The sequence below is a fragment of the Sporosarcina ureae genome, assembly GCF_002082015.1.
Classification (GTDB): domain Bacteria; phylum Bacillota; class Bacilli; order Bacillales_A; family Planococcaceae; genus Sporosarcina; species Sporosarcina ureae_A.
In genome coordinates this window covers 2111610-2130620 of the sequence record NZ_CP015109.1, presented here as the reverse complement: position 1 = coordinate 2130620, position 19011 = coordinate 2111610, and the positions used below count along the sequence as shown (strand labels likewise).

Genomic DNA, 19011 nt, shown 5'->3' with positions numbered 1-19011 from the left:
CCCTTATCAAGTTGTTATTGTCATACACTTACAGGCGAACAATCACGCTTATCTATAACACGAGTTGCCTTCCCTTCAGATCTTGGAAGCGCTTTTGGTTCATTGCATACAACATCTACTGAGATTAAACACGAATTCTTCAATTTGTGCTGGATCTTCCGCTTCATATTCATGATGGATTCATGAAGTAAGTCACACCCAACTTCTTCATATAGAGAAACCTCGATCTCGATATGTAATTCAATAGCATCCATAACTCCTTTACGAATTAATTGAATCTGATAAACAGGTGACAATCCTTCTACTTGAAGTAGTTCCCGTTCAATCTCAGATGGGAAAACATTTACTCCACGTACGATGATCATGTCGTCTGTTCTGCCTTTAACGCGAGACATACGCGTCGTTGTTCTTCCACACTTACATTTCTCATGAGTAATTGATGCAATATCTCCAGTGCGATAACGGATAACTGGAAGCGCTTCCTTTTGTAAGCTAGTAAATACTAATTCACCAAGTTCACCTTCAGCAACGGGTTCAAGGGTATCGGGGTTAATGACTTCAACGAAGAAATGATCGTCTGCAATATGCAGTCCATCTTGCGCTTCATGACATTCAGACGCAACACCTGGCCCCATAATTTCACTTAAACCATAAATATCTACAGCTTTGATACCTAGTTTTCGTTCTAACTTTTGGCGTACTTCTTCAGACCAAGCTTCAGCTCCAAAGATTCCATAATCCAAGTTTGTATCACGAGGATCCATACCTAAGTCTTCCATTTTCTCAATAATACTCAAGACGTAAGATGGGGTGCCGCAAATTCCGCGTGGCTTAAGATCATTGATGACCGTAATTTGACGTTCAGTGTTTCCTCCAGAAATCGGTATAGTAGCTACACCTAATTCATCTGCCCCTTGATGAAGACCAAGCCCTCCTGTAAACAAGCCATAACCGTAAGCATTATGGAATACATCGGATTTCTTTCCGCCAGCCGCGACGATAGCACGTGCCACTAGAACCCCCCAGTTTTTAAGATCTTGCTCTGAGTAGCCGACAATAGTTGGTTTTCCGCTTGTTCCGGATGAGCCATGAATCCTTGCGACATCATCAACAGGTATAGCGAATAGCCCGTACGGGTACTGATCACGGAAATCCTTTTTCTTTGTGAAAGGCAACTTCTTAATATCCTCTAAAGATTGAATATCTTCAGGCTTAACTTGTAGTTCATCAAATTTTTGTTTATAGAATTCGACATTTTCGTATACATTCTTTACTGTCTTTTTTAATCCCTCAAGTTGCATTTCCCGCTTCTGTGAGATGGATGCGCTTTCAATTTCTGGATTGTACATAGATAAATCCTCCCTTTTCTCTATTATTATTTCAAATGAATATAACATGTCCGAAACGGCATTGCTTATATTCGTTATACTTAACAATACATTAATGCATCATTTTCATTTAGTCAATACTAATTTCTGAATATTCCCTTTAAAATAAACTATGTAAAGTGGTAACTTAGTGGAAAAAATAATAAATGGACAAGGATATTTAAACATAATCTCAATTATATAAACTTAACATTTTTATTAATCACACTAAATTCACCGCCGTATAAAATACGTTATATTAATTATTTTACTTCGTAGCGATATAATAATTTATAATTGTATTTATTATAAAAAAATTCATAGACCAGTCTCTAAATATATAAATTAAAATAATACTGTTACACTAATTTTTTCAATTTACTAATCGCATTAATCCGCACCTAATTATCTCATACTACCAATAGATACATATCCCTTCGGCAATTAAATTTATAATATGAAAAATATTAATTTAAGCATTTGCTTACTTGATTTCTGTACAATTAGGAATACACTAGAAAAAGAACTTCTATAAGGGGCAACTACATATGAAAAGAATCATTCAACCTGTTTTTCAACACTATTGGAACCCCTACCTTGTCTTATTACTAGCTGGTATTCTCAGTGCTTTGTATTTCGGACTAACCTCTACCGTCTGGGCAGTAACTGGTGAGTTCACAAGGCTCGGAGGCGACCTGCTGATGCTCTTCGGAGTCGATATCTCGGGCTGGCAGTACTTTGATATGGTGCATCTACAAGGAGCTACGTGGAACCGTCCGGACGGCTGGATTGTCTGGGGAATGTTCGCAGGCGCACTTATTATGGTGTTGCTTAGCAATAGCTTCAAAATCCGTCTGCCGCAGCAAAAGCGGCGCTATGTACAGGGATTAATTGGCGGAGTCATCGCAGGGTTCGGTGCGCGTTTGGCGCTGGGCTGTAACTTGGCTGCATTTTTTACAGGTGTTCCACAATTTTCTTTTCACTCTTGGATTTTTATTGTGGCGACAGGCATTGGTACCTTCTTTGGTGCCAAACTGACAAAGACCCGCTGGTGGAAAGGCAAACCTTCATTGATCCGAGGGAATGCGAAGCCGACGCAAGTAAAAAAACGTATAATCCAACCGTACATTGGCACAGTGATCGCCATATTTTACATCGGGCTCATTATATACTTCTTTACGTCAGGACAAACACTGCTTGGCTTAGGTGCGCTGTTCGGTCTGGCGTTCGGTATTCTAATTGAGCGTGGACAAATCTGTTTCACTTCTGCATTCCGTGATTTATTTCTCATTGGACGCAGCGTGATGGCAAAAGCAATCATTGCCGGGATGGCCGTCAGTTCTATTTTGACGGTCGTTGTCATTTGGATCTATGATTTAACACCCATCACACAAATTGCAACGCTTAGTACATTTATCGGTGGAACGTTATTTGGGCTCGGTATCGTGATGGCGTCAGGTTGCGAAACGGGTATGATGTATCGATTGATGGAAGGTCAATTGCTATTTTTACCGGTATTTGCAGGTAATATTATCGGCGCTACGTTCCTTGCCTATGCATGGGACCATCTTGGTGTCTATGATGTACTGGTCAAGGGCGGTTCAAAAATTAATTTACTAGATACTATTGGACCGATTGGTGCAATTTCTGTCACGCTCCTCATGCTTGGTGGACTTTATGCGTTAACGGTTTACGGAGAAAAACGTTACCATTGTAAATTAGCAATCAAGAGAGGAATGAATATACATGCAAACTAAAGTAGAGGCGGACTTCACACTTGACCTTCGAGGTGAGTCCTGCCCTTATCCTGTTATTTACACATTGGAAACACTTGAAGGTATGAATAAAGGTGACATGCTACAAGTCATCACCGATTGTCCCGGCTCTTTCCGCAATGTACCAGAAGAAGCAATTGCTCACGGTTACAAATTTGCGCAAGATCCAGTAAAGAACGGTCAGGAATATGTATTTCATATTTACGCATGAGGAAAGGCAGCGTCCCCAGTGGATACTGCCTTTTCATTTCCTAAAATTAAATTATACTTTCTTTTCCAACGACTTTGACGGGATCTCCCTCCCTGCTCAATTGTAATCTCCACCCTCAGTTCTTCCAGTTTGTCATAAGGTGTCCCTTCGTAAACATAGATTCCATCTTTACACCCCAACACATCCATTTCATAAACCAAGCCATCAATGATAAAATGTTGAAGGCAAGCCACAATGCAGTAATAACGGCTGTTGCGTCCGATAACTATCCCTAATTCCTAAGCGACAGAAATAGGGCTGTTCCTTATTATGAACTCTCGGAACAACCCTTTTCATTTAATCTTTTACTTTACCAATGAGTGTTAACGCTTACAATTGCTATGACTCACCTACGGCTTTTTTAGAAAAATCACTTGTTCGTGACTAACGTTTTCTCTTCCCGCGTCTCTTCCACTTCTGCTAAGATGACCGGTTCTTTCTTCATCTCTTCCGGCTTTTTCAGCTTTTCCAGCTTTTCCAGCCTTTCCGGCTTTTCCGTTTTAGATAGTTCCACCTTCTCCTTCGCTTCTCCCCCAGAAATGATTGCAGCCTCTTCTTTTAACCCGATAAATGTTGAGTAGCACATGAAAAGCATCAAGACTGCGATTGGAATTGCTGTGGCAACGAGAGCCGATTGTAGTCCTGCTAAGCCGCCTGTCATGATCAACACGACAGAGATAGCTGCGATGATCACTCCCCATACGATCTTTGTCAGATGTGATGGATTCGGATTGCCATTTTCACTAATCATTCCAAGTACAAATACCGCTGAGTTTGCGGAAGTGATAAAGAAAACAATGACTAGCACCATGGCTAAAATACTCAAAAATACACTCATCGGAAAGTATTCAAAAAATATAAACAGTGCCGATGTAATGTCGGATTCCACCGCAGTTGCAATTGCAGTCTCGCCCGCATTCTGGATGAACGCAATCGCCGAGCCGCCCATGACCGAAAACCAAGTGAAAGATCCCAATACTGGGATGAAAATCGCACCGAACATGAATTCCTTTATCGTTCTGCCTTTCGAAATCCTGGCTACAAAGCTGCCGACCAACGGAGCCCATGCGATCCACCAGCCAAAATAGAACAACGTCCAACTGGAAATCCACGAACCGTCTCCATATGGCTCCGTACGGAAAGACATGCTGATGAAGTTCTGGGCATAATCACCTATTCCTTGGAAGAATATTTTCATAATCATCTGTGTCGGACCAAAGATAAGCACCAACCCCAATAAAACGAACGCCAGTAACATATTCAAGTTTGATAGATGCTTCATCGCCCCTTGAAGACCGGAAACAGTTGATACCACATAAATCATACTAACGGCTATGATGATGATCGCTTGTGTGGAAATGCCAATCGGCACATCCCAGAGGTAATTCATGCCGCTATTGACTTGCAATGTTCCGAAGCCGAGCGAAGTCGCAATCCCAATGACGATGGATAGAATGACAATGACGTCGATGGTTTTACCGAAAGTTCCTCGGATTTTATCGCCGACCAACGGGTAAAAGACGGAACTTAAAGAGGCAGGCAGCTTTTTCCGGAACTGGAAAAATGCTAATGATACGCCGATCACTGCATAACAGGCCCATGCCGAAACACCCCAATGCAGGAAAACGAATTGCATTGCTGTTTTTGCAGCTTCTTCCGAATAACCGGTTCCAAAGGGAGGATCGATGTAGTAGGAAACTGGTTCTGCAACTCCCCAGAAGACAAGGCTGATTCCTATAGAAGCACTAAATAGCATACCAATCCAAGTGGCCGTCTTATATTCCGGCCGATCGTCATCATCTCCCAACCGAATATGACCGAATTTGGACATCCCGATATAAATACAAAAAACGAAGAAAATGAAAACGCTTCCCAAAATGAACCAACCTAGATTATTATAGATAAAACTAAGTGAGGAATTGGAGAAGTTCTCTAGCTGCTTCGGCGCAAAAATACCGATACTTATTAAAACTAAGCTAACAGCCAATGAAGAATAAAACACAGTTTTTTTATCTCTCATATTACCGCTCCCATTTCAAAGACCTACTTGTGTCGATGTGTCGAAAACCCCAACACAGCCAAACGAGCAGGCATTTGTTAAATTTTAATCGGTGTTATTTGCATAACACCGATTAAATCGATATTAAGCTTTTACTGACTTCAAGTTTCCTATGATGTCTACAATCCGGTCTCCTACTTCTAAAGTAGAAGCGCTTCCTTGCATATCGGGTGTTAGCACTTCATCCTCGACCAATAACCGCTCAATGGAATCCACTACCATTTTGCCGTATTTTTCGTAACCGAAATGATCAAGCATCTGACTCGCAGACCAGATAGCGGCTAAAGGATTACCAATTCCTTTTCCTGCAATATCGGGCGCCGAGCCATGTACAGGTTCGAACATTGAAGGGAATGTACCCTCCGGATTAATGTTTGCTCCCGCAGCTAGACCAATTCCACCTGCGATTGACGCGCCAACATCAGTTAAAATATCGCCGAATAAATTCGAAGTAACCACTACTTCAAAACGTTTTGGATCTGTGATCATCAGCATGGCGGCGGCATCTACTAAATAAGAAGCTGTTTTTACTTCCGGGTAGTCTGCACTTACTTCATCGAATACTTGATCCCAGAAGACCATTGAATAGTTTAATGCATTTGCTTTACTGATACTTGTCAGGCTGCGGCCTTGTTTTTTAGCAGTCTCGAAAGCATAGCGAATGATTCTTTCTGTACCTTTGCGGGAGAATACACCATTTTGCAGGACCACTTCATGCTCCTGGCCTTTAAACAGCCAATCTCCGGCTCCTGAATATTCACCTTCCGTGTTTTCACGGATAAACAGCATATCAATATCATTACGATCGACATTTTGCAGAGGACAATGGGCACCGTCCAGCAAAGTCACTGGACGGATATTGACATATTGATCGAAACATTTACGGATTATCAACAGAAGATCCCATAATGAGATATGGTCCGGAACACCCGGGAAGCCGACAGCCCCTAAATAGATTGCGTCGAACCCCTTTAGTTGTTCAATTCCATCTTCAGCCATCATGCGCCCTTCATGGGTGTAATATTCACAGCCCCAAGGGAAGTAGGTAAAATCAAATATGAAACCACCGTCGAGCTCAGCAACCTTTTTCAGTACTTTGATCCCTTCATCAATGACTTCAGGACCGATACCGTCTCCGGCAATTACAGCAATCTTATAAGTCTTCATTCCAGTATTCACCACTTTCATCCTTGATTCCAAACAACGAGCTTCATTTCTGTCATTTCTTCAATTGCATATTTTAGGCCTTCACGTCCTGTACCGCTTTCTTTCACGCCGCCGTATGGCATTTGGTCTACACGGTAAGTAGGTACGTCATTAATGATTACGCCGCCCACTTCCAAATTTTTCGTTGCATAAAGTGCATGCTGTACATTATTAGTATAAATGCCTGCTTGCAGTCCGAAGCGGGAATCATTGACCAGCTCAATAGCAGCCTGCACAGATTCTACTTTATTCACAACAACGATTGGTGCAAATACTTCCTGGCATGAAACTTTCAGTGAGTGGGCGGCATTGGCAATAATTGTTGGTTCAAGTACGCCATTTTGCGCCTGACCACCTGCCAAGACTTCTGCATCGCCTTTTTTCGTTTCTTCAATCCAGCTAAGTGTGCGATCCAATTCTTTCTCTGAAATCAACGATGAGATATACGTATCTTCCGCAAGAGGATCGCCTAACTTCAACTGTTTAGCAGCAGCTGCAAATTTACTCGTGAATTCTTCGTAAAGTCCTTCATGGACATAGATTCGTTGTGTTGAAATACACACTTGACCTTGATTCGAGAAGGCACCCATAATACAGCGATCGATAATAGAGTCAACATCAATGCCCTTATCTATAATCAACGCAGAGTTAGATCCCAATTCCAATGTGGTCTTCTTCAATCCGGATTTATTGCTGATTCCGATTCCGACACTTGGACTTCCGGTAAACGTGACCATTTTAACTCGCTCATCCATGACAAGAACGTCACCGATGACACCCCCTGGTCCCATTATAACATTTAGTACACCCGGCGGAAGACCTGCATCTTTAAATACTTCTGCGATGAATAAGGCAGATAGAGGCGTTTGAGATGCCGGTTTCAAGACTATTGGGTTTCCCGCAGCAATTGCGGGCCCAACTTTATGCGCCACTAAATTCATTGGGAAGTTAAATGGCGTAATGGCAGCGATTACACCGATCGGTTCACGCAGTGTATATCCTATTCGTCCCACACCGCCAGAAGCAGCATCAAATGGAATCGTTTCTCCATGGATGCGTTTTGCTTCTTCTGCAGCAAATTTATATGTCTCGATCGTTCTTAAAACCTCGGCTCTTGCAAACATAATAGGCTTTGCAGATTCACTTGAAATGACCGTCGCTGCTTCTTCCGTTCTCTCAGCTAGTATTCTCGCGACGTTTTCCAATATTTCGGCACGTTGAAATGCAGGCATGTTTCCAATAACTTTTCTTGCATTATGTGCAGCTTCAATTGCTTGTTCCGTCAGTGCTTGATCCGCCATAGCAATTTCAGCAATTTTTTCATTTGAGTATGGAGAATATAGTGGAGCATAGCTTGGTGCTTCTACATATTCCCCGTTGATCATTAATTGTTTATTAGTTGTTCTATCAAGTAGTTTATTCATTGAGCGCCTCCAGAACCATTTCATGGAATTGTACGATTGCTTGTTCAGATTGTGAGTAACGGCCTTTCTCGAATGCACGTGATTTGAAGCCAAGTTGCTCTAATTCAACCAATTCGATATCTTCAAAGCGAACTTGCTCCGCAAATGTCATCAGGTCTTTCTCTTCCTGGGTCAGTTTTTCCAAGCTGTCTTCGCTAAAGTAGTACGTATAAACGATTTCAGTATTTTCTTCATCGATTGGGACTAACTGAATAGTTGCCATATTCGCAGGTCCCGGATAAATTGTAAGCATCAAGTTCGGCCATAGCCAGAAGAATGACCCACCTTGCATTTCTGCTTCTTCTAAATTTACTTCTCCATATTGCTTATCAGGCTTCACCATAGAACCTTGTATTGAATAGTTCTCACACGTAATGATCTGATAATCATCCATGTCTAATGTGTCAATAAAACTTGGATGCGCTACGTGACAATGATCACATTCAAGATAGTTTTCAATAAATGCTTTCCAATTTGCTTTAATATGACGGGACTTCTTGTGAGTAAATTGCAGATTCTTCAAGAATTCAAATTTCCCTAGACGATCGAAGAAATCACCATAGGACTCAGCCAATGGTTTTGCATTATCATCCAAGTTAACAAAAATTAAGGATTCGATTACTTCCATTCTAACGGAACGCAAGCACGCATCCTGAACGCAAGCAGCATCTTCTTCGCTCCGGAAGTTCGGTGCTTTGTTTAAAGCCCCATCCGTTTTGAATGTCCAGCCATGATACGAGCACTGTAGAATTTTCTTTTTGCCCGAATCACTTTTCTCCAATTTCGTCGCTCTGTGAGGACAAACATTATAAAACGCGCGAAGAACTTCATCTGTTCCCCGAATAATAATAAGTGGGTCATCGCCAATCTCAGCAGTAAAAAACGCGCCTTTTTTTTCAACTTGGCTTACATGGCCGACTAATTGCCAACTCTTCGCGAAAATCATTTCTTTTTCTTTTTTCAATACCTCTGGATCCGTAAATAGATTGTAAGGCATCGTTCTTTCGAATGTTCTTTCCGTTGCGTTCTGTACTTTATTATAAGCCATTTCTCATTCTCCTTAGAGTTATATTTTATAGTTCATTAATCAATTAACTAGCTTCAATTCTCTGGCAAGAGAATGGTACATCCGCCATTTTGATGGAATTTGTGGGGCAACCTTCGAATGCGTCTTCCAGATCCTCGATCAAATCTTCTGGAACTTCGGTAATGCCTTCATTGTCATCCAATAATGCAAAAGCAAATCCGTCGGCAGTATAGTCAAACAACTCAGGGGCAACCGGGTTACACGCCCCGCAAGCGATGCACGTGCTTCGCTCCACCATTGTATATTGTGCCATTTCCTAGCCTCCTATCTAAAATATTCAGTTGACTCCGGCAGTCACTTTCTTTGGAGCTTCTTCCGATTCTCCCATGATGCTGGTACTATGCAACGGCTGAGTTTTTGCTGTCGGATCGATATATACTTTTGCGCTGCTCACCGCGACAGGTGCTTCACCAAAACCAGATGCAATCAACTTTACTTTTCCTTCATATGTGCAAATATCCCCTACTGCGTAGAGCCCTTCGATATTCGTTTCCATTTTTGAATTGACCACAATGGAGTTTTTCTCTATTTCAAGATTCCAGTCCTTGATAGGCCCCAATGATGAAACGAAACCGTAATTGACTAGTACATCATCGACTTCAAGCTCTAAAAACTCTTGTGTTTTAGAATGTTTTAGAATTACTTTCTCAATTCTTTCATCACCCAACAATTCGACCGGAACATAAGGTGTCAATCGATCTACTTTAGATTGTTTTAATAATTCCACGCTATGTTCATGTGCACGAAACTTATCTCTGCGGTGAATGATGGATGCTTTTTCAGCAATTGGTTCCAGCATCAATGCCCAATCCACTGCGGAATCTCCCCCGCCGAATAAAGCCACTTTTTTATTCTGGAACTGATTCATATTCTGAACGAAATAATGAATATTCTGTCCCTGGAACTTCTCTTCGCTCTCGATCTCCATCTTCCTTGCTTGGAAAGCTCCGTTACCTGCAGTGACAATAATTGTTCTTGAATAATGCACTCCACTATTTGTTGTCAGTTTGAAAACGCCATCATCTTCTTTTTCAACTTGCATTACCGCTTCATCCAAGCAGACAGTAGTCGGAAATTGATTCATTTGTTCAATCAGATTATCTACCAGCTCCTGTGCTCTTACTTTAGGAAAACCGGCGATATCATAAATATACTTTTCAGGATACAGTGCCGATAGTTGGCCACCCAGTTGTGGCAAACTTTCAATAACTTTTACAGACATTTGTCGAAGCCCCGCGTAAAATGCTGTAAATAGGCCGACTGGTCCACCCCCAATAATTGTTACGTCGCTAACTTCAGCTGTTCTAATCATGTTGTACCTCCCTCTATAAATATTGATGTATCAACGGTTTGACCCGTTGTTAGGGCGCCAAAAATATATTTTTGACACACTTGTTACCGTTTTGAATTTAATATGTGAATCTTCTAACAGCCTTTGGTACGCTACGCGGTCATCGCTGGATAATACTGGTTGCGATGCTAATACAATATACGATGCACTCTGGATCTCCGCATAGCTTATGATGACGTACCCTCCCATGTCTCTTGGCGTCTAATGCGCCTACATTCCTTCGTTCGGTCTAGTCATAAGGCGGAGGCTGGCGAAGCTCCTTTAGGGACTCATTGGTCGTATGGAAAATATCATGCCGGCTACTCCGTGTCATCCAATTTTCTAGTCATTCACTCAGAATGTCGTGCTTAGGCAGCTCTATCGAGCTTAGGAATGTCCTTCATCATTTGCTCAGCGTCAAACGCTATGTGTTTCGTACAGATTGCGTGTAGTACCTTCAGTAGTTTTCCGCAGAGAACCACAATGGACTGTTTCTTGCGTAATGGATTCACTTGTCTGGTTGTGTAATACTCGTGCAGTTGTTTAAATGCCTTGTTATGCCGCACCATTGGCATCATGACACGGAAGAGCAGTGCACGCAGCTGGCTTCTTCCTCTTTTAGAAATTCGTTTCTGTCCCTTGTGCTGTCCGGAAGAATTCTCCCTCAACGTCAATCCCGCAAGTTTCAATAATTGGCGTGGATGATCGTAATGGGAGAAACTGCCGATTTCTGATAGTAAATCAATGATGGTTGCGTCTCCAAGTCCTGGGACTGTTTGGAGATACTCGTACTCAACTGTAGCTTGAATAAACGCTGTCAGCTGTTCTTGAAGCGATGCCAGTTCCTTCTCAAGTTGGCGATAACGTTGAACAAGTGTGGCAATTTCAATACGGGCCATCTGTTGTCCTTCTGTTACGCCTATAGAAGTACGTGCATTTTCAATGAGCTTTTTTGTCTTCGGCAACTGGGGAGATTTCATCCCCTCTACCGTCCGGTAGGTTGCCAGTAGTTCTGACGGTTCCTGATTCACTATCTCAGATGGGAATGGAGTACATTCCAAAACGGCTAGCGCCATTTTACCAAACGCTGGAAATATTCCTTGGAACTCGGGAAAGTACCGATCAGTCCAGCGAATCATCTTGTTTTTTATCGCGTTCAATTCTTCAGTAAGATTACCTTTCAAAGTCGAACCAACCCGTAGTTCTGCCTCTGTCTCCCTTAAAATTCTAGGGTAGCTGTAACGTCCATCTTTCACCAAACGGGCGATGACGAGGGCATCTTTTGCATCGTTCTTTGTTTGAAGATTGTCGTCCAGCTCCTTGGACTTCTTTACATGCATGGGGTTGCATACGACGAGGGGGATGCCCCGATCATCGAGAAAGTAAGCCAGGTTGAGCCAATAGTGGCCGGTAGGTTCAATACCTATGATGACATCACTTTTACCAAATTGTTTCTTAGCGTTTAGAATACACTCATAGAAGTATTCGAACCCATGGCTTGATTGATGAACAGGGAACGATTTCTTAAGAATCAGGCCACGTTCATCGACCATGCAGGCGTAATGTGTGCGCTTGGCGATATCCATTCCGATAACTAGCGTCTGATCCGTGACTTGATTAATCTTTGCATTTTGCGTAAAATTCATGATGAGTCCTCCTTGGTATTTAAATTAGGGGTCAATTCGTGCTGATTTGACACCCCGCATCATACCAAGAGGGCTCTTTGTGTTCAAGTCCCCGAAAAAGCTTCTAACAGGAATGCTCCTTGTTGTTATTTTATATATACGAATATAGTTACGGGGCGATTAGGGCATTCCCTCACTATTGCCGCGTTAGTAAATACTATTGCAAGTATCGTGCCAATCTTTGAAACTTGCATGAAAGTTAGATTCTTATCGTATTTTTATAAAATACCTGCTAGAATTGAGTCGAGTTTGATTCAAATATATTAAAATATTCTCAAAATTGACTCGGACCAATTGTAGGAAGGTGATCATGCATGACTCATGAAAACAAACAAGAAAAAATGGATTTATCTTTGGAGTCACTACTTAAAATACTGGATTATTCATCAGATGAAATTTATGTATTGGATGGAGAAACCAAAATTGTATATGTCAATCGTAATTGCGAAAAACATTACGGAGTAAAAAAGTCTGATGTTGTAGGAAGATATAATGATGACTTTTTTAATGAAGGATACTGGACGCCCTCCGTCGTTCCACGTGTATTAGAAAAGAAAATGCCGGTGTCGATGAGACAGCAAACAAATATCGGAGCTGAATTGTTGACTAGGGCTTTCCCTATACTAAATAACCATAATGAGATCGAATATATTGTGATTACGGCAACTGAAATAAAGGATTTCACACGACTAACAAAAACTGAAGAACAACCCTCATCCAACGAAGTAGACAAAGACTTCGCAGATACGGTGATTATGAATAATGAAAAGATGCGTAAAATCTTACGCTTCTGTGAAAAGGTTGCACCAACAGACTCCACTGTGTTGGTGCACGGTCAATCCGGAACTGGTAAAGGTGTCATCGCCTATCATTTGCACAAATTGAGTGCCAGAAGAAATGAACCTTTCCTAAATGTTAATTGTGCAGCTATCCCCGAAGACTTGTTAGAATCAGCACTTTTTGGTTATATCGCCGGTTCTTTTACAGGTGCTAAAAAGGAAGGGAAAATTGGAATGTTTGAAGCGGCGGATAATGGGACTATATTCTTGGATGAAATCGGGGAGTTGGCATTACCTTTGCAAGCTAAAGTACTTCAAGTCATTCAGGATAAGAAGTTTATCCCGATCGGCAGTAATGTTAGTAAGACAGTGAACGTCCGTATTATCGCTGCCACGAACCAAGACTTACTAAAAATGGTGGATAATAAAACATTCCGTGAGGATTTATTTTATCGACTCAATGTTATCGATATCCATTTACCGACATTAGCCGAACGCAAAGAAGATATTATTCCTTTAGTTTACAGCTTCCTAAGTAAGTTTAATGATAAGTACAATTTCACTAAAATAATCTCCGAAGACTGCCTAACGGTTCTTTATCATTATTCATGGCCGGGCAATGTACGTCAGTTGGAAAATCTGATGGAACGTTTAGTCATTACGAGTGAAGCGGTCATTGGATTGGAAGATCTACCCGAAGTAATTTTGGACAAAGTGAAGGAAGTTCCAGAATTGCTCTATTCAAATTCTTTGGAAAGCGCTTTGGATAATGTGACAGGAACGATGGTCAGAAGGTCGTACCAGAAGTTTCGCTCTTCAAGAGGGGTGGCCGCTGATCTACAAATCAGCCAATCCAAAGCATCCAGACTAATCCGAGAACATTGTCTGAGTGAGGAGTAACGGAAACAAGAAACGTTTCTGATAATAATTAAAACACTACCATTTGTGACGACATAATATTGTTCAAATGGTAGTCCATTATATTTTTTGGTAACTCCAACATTCATAACTTATCCTCCATAAATTCAACAATCGCTCTTCCGATGTTTACTTGCAAGGTTTCTATGTAGTAGAGCATCCAAATTCCTTGTGAAATTGGTTTTCCAACTTTCTTGTAAATATTTTCTGAAATTCAGACGTAGTTTTTATATTAAGGGGTCTGTATTTTCTATAAATCCCTTTTCATTTTTTAAACATTTGTTATACATAGATCCCATAATGAAAACTGTTTATAGCTTGGGAAGTCCCTCCGGTTAGAACATACATTGGTAAAGCATACGTTACCGCACTTATCGTGAGTTAACCCCAGAGCAATATAACGAGTTATGCAACTGATCTGCAACAAAAAAACTCCCAGCCATTCTACACGGCTGGAAGAGATCACAAGTATATATTGATTATCGTCCTGCATTACATTCATTGAGGTCCGTTACCCATTGGCAACTGCGTGTTCCACAGTTGCATCTTTGAGGCCAGATACGATTACGCTATTAATCGCATTCATATAGGCCAGTGCACTTGCTTTTAAAATATCTGTGTCTGCGGCCTTCGCGATATAATTTTCTCCTTCATGCGCGATAGTAATTTTCACCTTTCCTAACGCATCTTTGCCCCGAGAAACACTGCTAATATCATAGCCAATTAATTTCACTTGAATCTTTGTGATTTCAGCAATTGCTGAATACAGCGCATCGATTGGACCCGTTCCAACTGCACTTGATTTGAAAGTTTCGTCGCCTTTTCGAATCTTGACGCTAGCAGATGGGAAATTAGAATTGCTGACGACTTGCAGATCTTCAAATTCAAAGAAATGATCACTGTAATTCGTAACATTTTCTTTATCATGTTTTTCATAATAATTCTCAACTATTACATACAAATCGTGATCATATACTTCTTTTTTAAGGTCTGCCAGCTTTAAGAATCCTTCAAATACCCCTTCAAATTCTTCAGGCTGCATATACGTAAAACCAAGCTTTTCAAGTGCGTTTTTCACCGCATGGCGACCTGACCGCGCTGTCAAGATCAATTCCATATCATCCAGTCCAACGTCTTCGGGATGAACGATTTCATATGCATCGCGGGATTTCAATAAACCGTCTTGGTGTATACCAGACGAATGAGCAAAAGCATTATCTCCCGTAATCGCCTTGTTCACTTGCACATCCAATCCCATGAAGCTAGATACAAGACGAGATGTATTCATAATTTCTTTTGTATTGATTTGTGTATTCACATTGTAAATGGAGCTTCTTGTGTTCAATGCCATGACCACTTCTTCAAGCGCTGCATTGCCTGCTCGTTCCCCGATGCCATTAATTGTACATTCTACTTTATCCGCACCATTCTTGACTGCTGCTAATGTGTTTGCAGTCGCCATTCCTAAATCATTATGACAGTGAACACTTAATAAGACGTCTGGGTTCAGGTTCTTCATGCGGTCATTTAATTTATAAATCATCGCGCCGAATTCCTCAGGCTCTGCAAAACCTACCGTGTCGGGCACATTAATCATGGTCGCACCCGCCTTCATAACGGCTTCGATTGTATGCCATAAATATTCGAACTCCGAGCGTGAAGCATCTTCCGTTGAATACTGTACTTCAGGCATTAATGTCTTTGCATATTTCACGGCATCTACACCTATTTGAAGGATCTGGTCCTTTGATTTATTGAACTTTTTCTCTACGTGAATATCAGAAGTACCTAGCACCATATGAATCATCGGATTTTCCGCGTACTTTACTGCGTTATATACTGAATCAATATCTGCCTGCACTGCGCGTGCCAAAGCTGTGATCATCATGTCATTTGTATTGCCAACTCTCTGCGCGACAGCCTTGACCGCTTCAAAATCACCTTGGGATGAAGCAGGAAAACCAGCTTCGATTATATCGACGCCAAGCTTCTTTAATTGCTGTGCAATCTCTACTTTTTCATAAAGATTCAATTTAGCACCAGGTACCTGTTCTCCGTCACGTAATGTCGTATCAAAAACCCAAATTTTTCTGCTCATCTCTTTACACTCCTTTTTATAAAAATAAACACAAAAAACCTCGTCTCTATATTGAAATATAGAGACGAGGTTCAACTCGCGGTACCACTCTAATTGATTCGCCATACTTGGCCAATCCACTTATCGACAGCTATTACTGTCTATCCCGTTAACGGAGGAAACCGACATCCCTTACTGTAGCACTTTCAGGGAGTGACTCATGGATGAGTTCAAAATGTGCGCTTGCTGATTTTCACCAACCACCAGCTCTCTATAAAGACGCTTAACATTTTTACTGATTCCATTCCTAGTCTGCAATGTACTATTAAACGTAATACTACATTGTGCTGGGCAGCTTGTCAACCAATTTCAAATAATTCTATGTATTCTATCCATTGATTGCAGAAAATGTATTTACAAATCTTTTTGCCAAATATGTTATCCGATATATATTTATTAACAATGACTCAAGTACCAAAAAGCTATACATTTCTATTTTTATTTGACACACCTCCCATTCATTTACTAGTATAGTAGACAACTAATTCGTAAACCGAAACAAAATTAACTAGTTGGTTGAGTAATCTCAAACTACAAAAGGAGTCGGTGCTAATGATTGTGTTTACGAAATGGGTAGAAGCTTCCTCGGATTTTTTATGGGGATTCCCCATCATCATTTTACTAATAGGAGGCGGACTGTTCCTGACAATCCGTTTGAAGTTCTTCCAATTGCGTTATATGCCTCACATTTTTCGTCAAACCTTTGGAAAAATCATGTCGAAAGGATCTGGGGATGGTACGCTAACCCCTTTCCAAGCAACAACCTCAGCACTTGCTTCCACAATGGGAGCAGCAAATATTGTTGGAGTGCCTGTAGCCATTGCACTTGGTGGACCTGGCGCAATCTTCTGGATGTGGGTGGTCGCACTAATCGGAATTGGTACGAAATATTCTGAAGTCGTGCTCGGCATCAAGTATCGTGAAAAGAACGCTGCCGGTGATTACGTCGGCGGTCCGATGTATTACATAAAAAAAGGACTCGGCTGGAAAAAGATTGCGTATATCTTCGCATTTGCCCTCATGTTAGAAGTTATGGCAAGCACTATGGTGCAATCTAACTCGATCGCTACAACCCTTGAAGGTTCATTCGGTTTATCTCCAATTATAACGGGCCTATTCGTCGCCTTATTTGTTGGACTCATTTCATTTGGTGGAATTAAAGCAATCGGGCGCGTAACGGAACGTCTAATTCCGTCAATGGTCGTCATCTATATTTTAACTGCCCTCCTAATTATCGGCTTTCATGTTGATGCAGTGCCTGCAGCATTTGGTTTGATTTTCACACATGCATTCCAGCCAATTTCAGCAGCAGGCGGATTCGCAGGTGCCGGTGTAGCTGCGGCCATTCGTTGGGGTCTCGCCCGTGGATTATATTCTAACGAAGCTGGAATTGGTACCGCGCCGATTGCCCACGCAGCCGCGGTGAATAGTCACCCCGCCAAACAAGGTTTCTGGGGCGTTTTTGAAGTCGTTGTGGATACATTGATTGTTTGTACCATAACTGCGCTCGTCATACTGACAACAGGCGTGTGGGAAGTCATTGACGCAGACAATGCGGCAAACATGGTGACAGAAGCGTATAGTACGGTATTTGGAGCTTCTCTTGGCGGGATTATTATATCCATTGTATTATTCTTATTCGTTATTACAACGATTGTAGTCATCATTTATTACGGGGAGAAACAAGCAGAGTTCTTATTCGGGCCTAATTTCTCTATCGTCATACGTGTCGCATATATCGCAGCTATTATAATTGGAGCACTTGGTGGATTGCAGTTCGTCTGGAAGTTCCTTGATCTATTACTCGCAATCGTAGTAATTCCTAACGTGATTGCGGTACTTTTCTTAAGCGGACAAGTACGGGATATTACGAATGATTACTTTACAAACCTCTATCCGATGGAAAAGAAAAAGAAATCTTGATGTAAATAGCAGAAAAGGCAGAAGTCCGCTGACTCCTGTCTTATTTTTATATGATTCGATTACTTCATCATTTCTTCAATTAGCTCTACTGGTACATAGGTCTTCCTCGGTTCGAGTAGCTCGGGTGTCACTTCAAACTTCATCAATGATTTATTGTAGCCATATTCCTTCTGTCCCCGAGTAATCGTGTAGGTTGGAGCGCCTTTTGATACAATCGCACCAACGCCCGTCGAATCGACGACATATCCAAGCTTCTCAGCAAGTAAACGAAGCGGTACCATTTTCACACCATCAACCATATAATGATCATCTTCTATAATCTGTTCTACAGCGGCATCTTCATCTACTGTATTTACGTCTAGTACCACTATTTTCTCTGGCGTTGTCTGGGCCGGAATACTTCGAGTGGTTTCTCTATAGAACACTAATAAGTTTTTATCTTCCAAGTCCCCAGCCTTCACTTTATTACCGGACGCACTGGAAATGTCTGTACTGTCATCCACCTTCAACTGCAGTTTCAAATACGGATCCACCAGTTCATCATTAAATATTCCAACTACTGCCGTGGTTGCCTCATGTTCTTCAACAATAACGACATCTGGAGTGTACTGAGGTGGGTAAATCAGAATCATTGGTTTATCTGCATGGGTGTAGGCAGACACTGTGTCTCCTTTTTTTAATTCTGTCTTTTTACCGGAACTATCGAAAATTATTGTTTCTTCGGTAATAGCCAAAACAGGAGAATCGTCTCCGCCTTTAATTGTATAGAGAGTTAACTCATCACTTTTCTCCATCACGTCTATAGTTCCTTCTACTTTAATAAATGCTTTTTCATCCGACGTCACTTCAGCTTTCACTTCCTCTTTCGCACCCACCGCTTCAGGTACCGCCACCCCAGCAACAAGCAATACCGACATCACAAATGGCACAATATTATACAATTTCATAAATAAATCTGCTCCTTACTGTAGGTTCTAAATAGTAGTTCGTATGGGATTAGGAAAGGTTACAATAAGCATGATTTCTTAAATG

Annotated in this window: 14 protein-coding genes and 1 other annotated feature; of the genes, 4 read left to right on the top strand and 10 right to left on the bottom strand. The window is 41.4% G+C overall.

Features of this window, described 5'->3' with window-relative positions:
- Nucleotides 1-20: 20 nt before the first annotated feature.
- Nucleotides 21-1349: a phenylacetate--CoA ligase family protein gene (locus SporoP17a_RS10450; protein WP_083034581.1), complete on the bottom strand. Its 1329-nt coding sequence runs from the start codon at nucleotides 1347-1349 to the stop codon at nucleotides 21-23.
- Nucleotides 1350-1915: 566 nt separating this feature from the next.
- On the opposite strand from SporoP17a_RS10450, the gene yedE reads away from it, so the two are divergent.
- Together yedE and yedF are read left to right on the top strand one after the other, a co-directional pair.
- Nucleotides 1916-3124, top strand: coding sequence for a selenium metabolism membrane protein YedE/FdhT (gene yedE, locus SporoP17a_RS10445; RefSeq protein ID WP_083034580.1), 1209 nt, complete (start codon nucleotides 1916-1918; stop codon nucleotides 3122-3124).
- The gene (gene yedF, locus SporoP17a_RS10440; RefSeq protein ID WP_083034579.1) at nucleotides 3114-3353 is read left to right on the top strand and encodes a sulfurtransferase-like selenium metabolism protein YedF; all 240 of its coding nucleotides are present in this window, start codon (nucleotides 3114-3116) and stop codon (nucleotides 3351-3353) included. The genes yedE and yedF overlap by 11 nt, the downstream gene beginning before the upstream one ends.
- 409 nt (nucleotides 3354-3762) lie before the next feature.
- Here the strand turns inward: yedF and SporoP17a_RS10430 are convergent, their stop codons facing one another.
- The 7 genes from SporoP17a_RS10430 to SporoP17a_RS10400 form a co-directional block, all read right to left on the bottom strand.
- Nucleotides 3763-5412: a BCCT family transporter gene (locus SporoP17a_RS10430; RefSeq protein WP_083034577.1), complete on the bottom strand. Its 1650-nt coding sequence runs from the start codon at nucleotides 5410-5412 to the stop codon at nucleotides 3763-3765.
- Between the two features lie 123 nt (nucleotides 5413-5535).
- Complete coding sequence (locus SporoP17a_RS10425; protein WP_083036024.1) at nucleotides 5536-6618, bottom strand: tartrate dehydrogenase; 1083 nt, start codon at nucleotides 6616-6618, stop codon at nucleotides 5536-5538.
- A 17-nt stretch (nucleotides 6619-6635) separates the two neighbouring features.
- Complete coding sequence (locus tag SporoP17a_RS10420) at nucleotides 6636-8081, bottom strand: aldehyde dehydrogenase family protein (RefSeq protein WP_083034576.1); 1446 nt, start codon at nucleotides 8079-8081, stop codon at nucleotides 6636-6638.
- Entirely contained in the window at nucleotides 8074-9168 is a 1095-nt protein-coding gene (locus tag SporoP17a_RS10415; RefSeq protein WP_083034575.1) for an aromatic ring-hydroxylating oxygenase subunit alpha, read from the bottom strand. The genes SporoP17a_RS10420 and SporoP17a_RS10415 overlap by 8 nt, the downstream gene beginning before the upstream one ends.
- 43 nt (nucleotides 9169-9211) lie before the next feature.
- Nucleotides 9212-9460 (bottom strand): ferredoxin, encoded by a 249-nt coding sequence (locus SporoP17a_RS10410; protein WP_083034574.1) that lies wholly within the window; start codon nucleotides 9458-9460, stop codon nucleotides 9212-9214.
- Nucleotides 9461-9484: 24 nt separating this feature from the next.
- Nucleotides 9485-10519 carry an NAD(P)/FAD-dependent oxidoreductase gene (locus SporoP17a_RS10405; RefSeq protein WP_083034573.1) on the bottom strand — a complete coding sequence of 345 codons (1035 nt, stop codon included), beginning with the start codon at nucleotides 10517-10519 and terminating at the stop codon, nucleotides 9485-9487.
- A gap of 386 nt (nucleotides 10520-10905) precedes the next feature.
- Nucleotides 10906-12183, bottom strand: coding sequence for an IS110 family RNA-guided transposase (locus SporoP17a_RS10400; RefSeq protein WP_083030644.1), 1278 nt, complete (start codon nucleotides 12181-12183; stop codon nucleotides 10906-10908).
- Between the two features lie 353 nt (nucleotides 12184-12536).
- Between SporoP17a_RS10400 and SporoP17a_RS10395 the strand changes: the two genes are divergently transcribed.
- On the top strand, nucleotides 12537-13901 hold the full coding sequence (locus SporoP17a_RS10395; RefSeq protein ID WP_083034572.1) for a sigma-54 interaction domain-containing protein: 1365 nt from the start codon (nucleotides 12537-12539) through the stop codon (nucleotides 13899-13901).
- Between the two features lie 529 nt (nucleotides 13902-14430).
- Here SporoP17a_RS10395 and SporoP17a_RS10390 read toward each other — a convergent pair.
- Nucleotides 14431-16017 carry a 2-isopropylmalate synthase gene (locus SporoP17a_RS10390; protein ID WP_083034571.1) on the bottom strand — a complete coding sequence of 529 codons (1587 nt, stop codon included), beginning with the start codon at nucleotides 16015-16017 and terminating at the stop codon, nucleotides 14431-14433.
- A gap of 57 nt (nucleotides 16018-16074) precedes the next feature.
- Nucleotides 16075-16314 (bottom strand) — a binding site (T-box leader).
- Between the two features lie 294 nt (nucleotides 16315-16608).
- On the opposite strand from SporoP17a_RS10390, the gene SporoP17a_RS10385 reads away from it, so the two are divergent.
- Nucleotides 16609-17979: an alanine/glycine:cation symporter family protein gene (locus SporoP17a_RS10385; RefSeq protein ID WP_083034570.1), complete on the top strand. Its 1371-nt coding sequence runs from the start codon at nucleotides 16609-16611 to the stop codon at nucleotides 17977-17979.
- 59 nt (nucleotides 17980-18038) lie between these two features.
- Here SporoP17a_RS10385 and SporoP17a_RS10380 read toward each other — a convergent pair whose 3' ends face one another.
- The gene (locus SporoP17a_RS10380) at nucleotides 18039-18926 is read right to left on the bottom strand and encodes a stalk domain-containing protein (RefSeq protein WP_083034569.1); all 888 of its coding nucleotides are present in this window, start codon (nucleotides 18924-18926) and stop codon (nucleotides 18039-18041) included.
- Nucleotides 18927-19011: the final 85 nt, after the last annotated feature.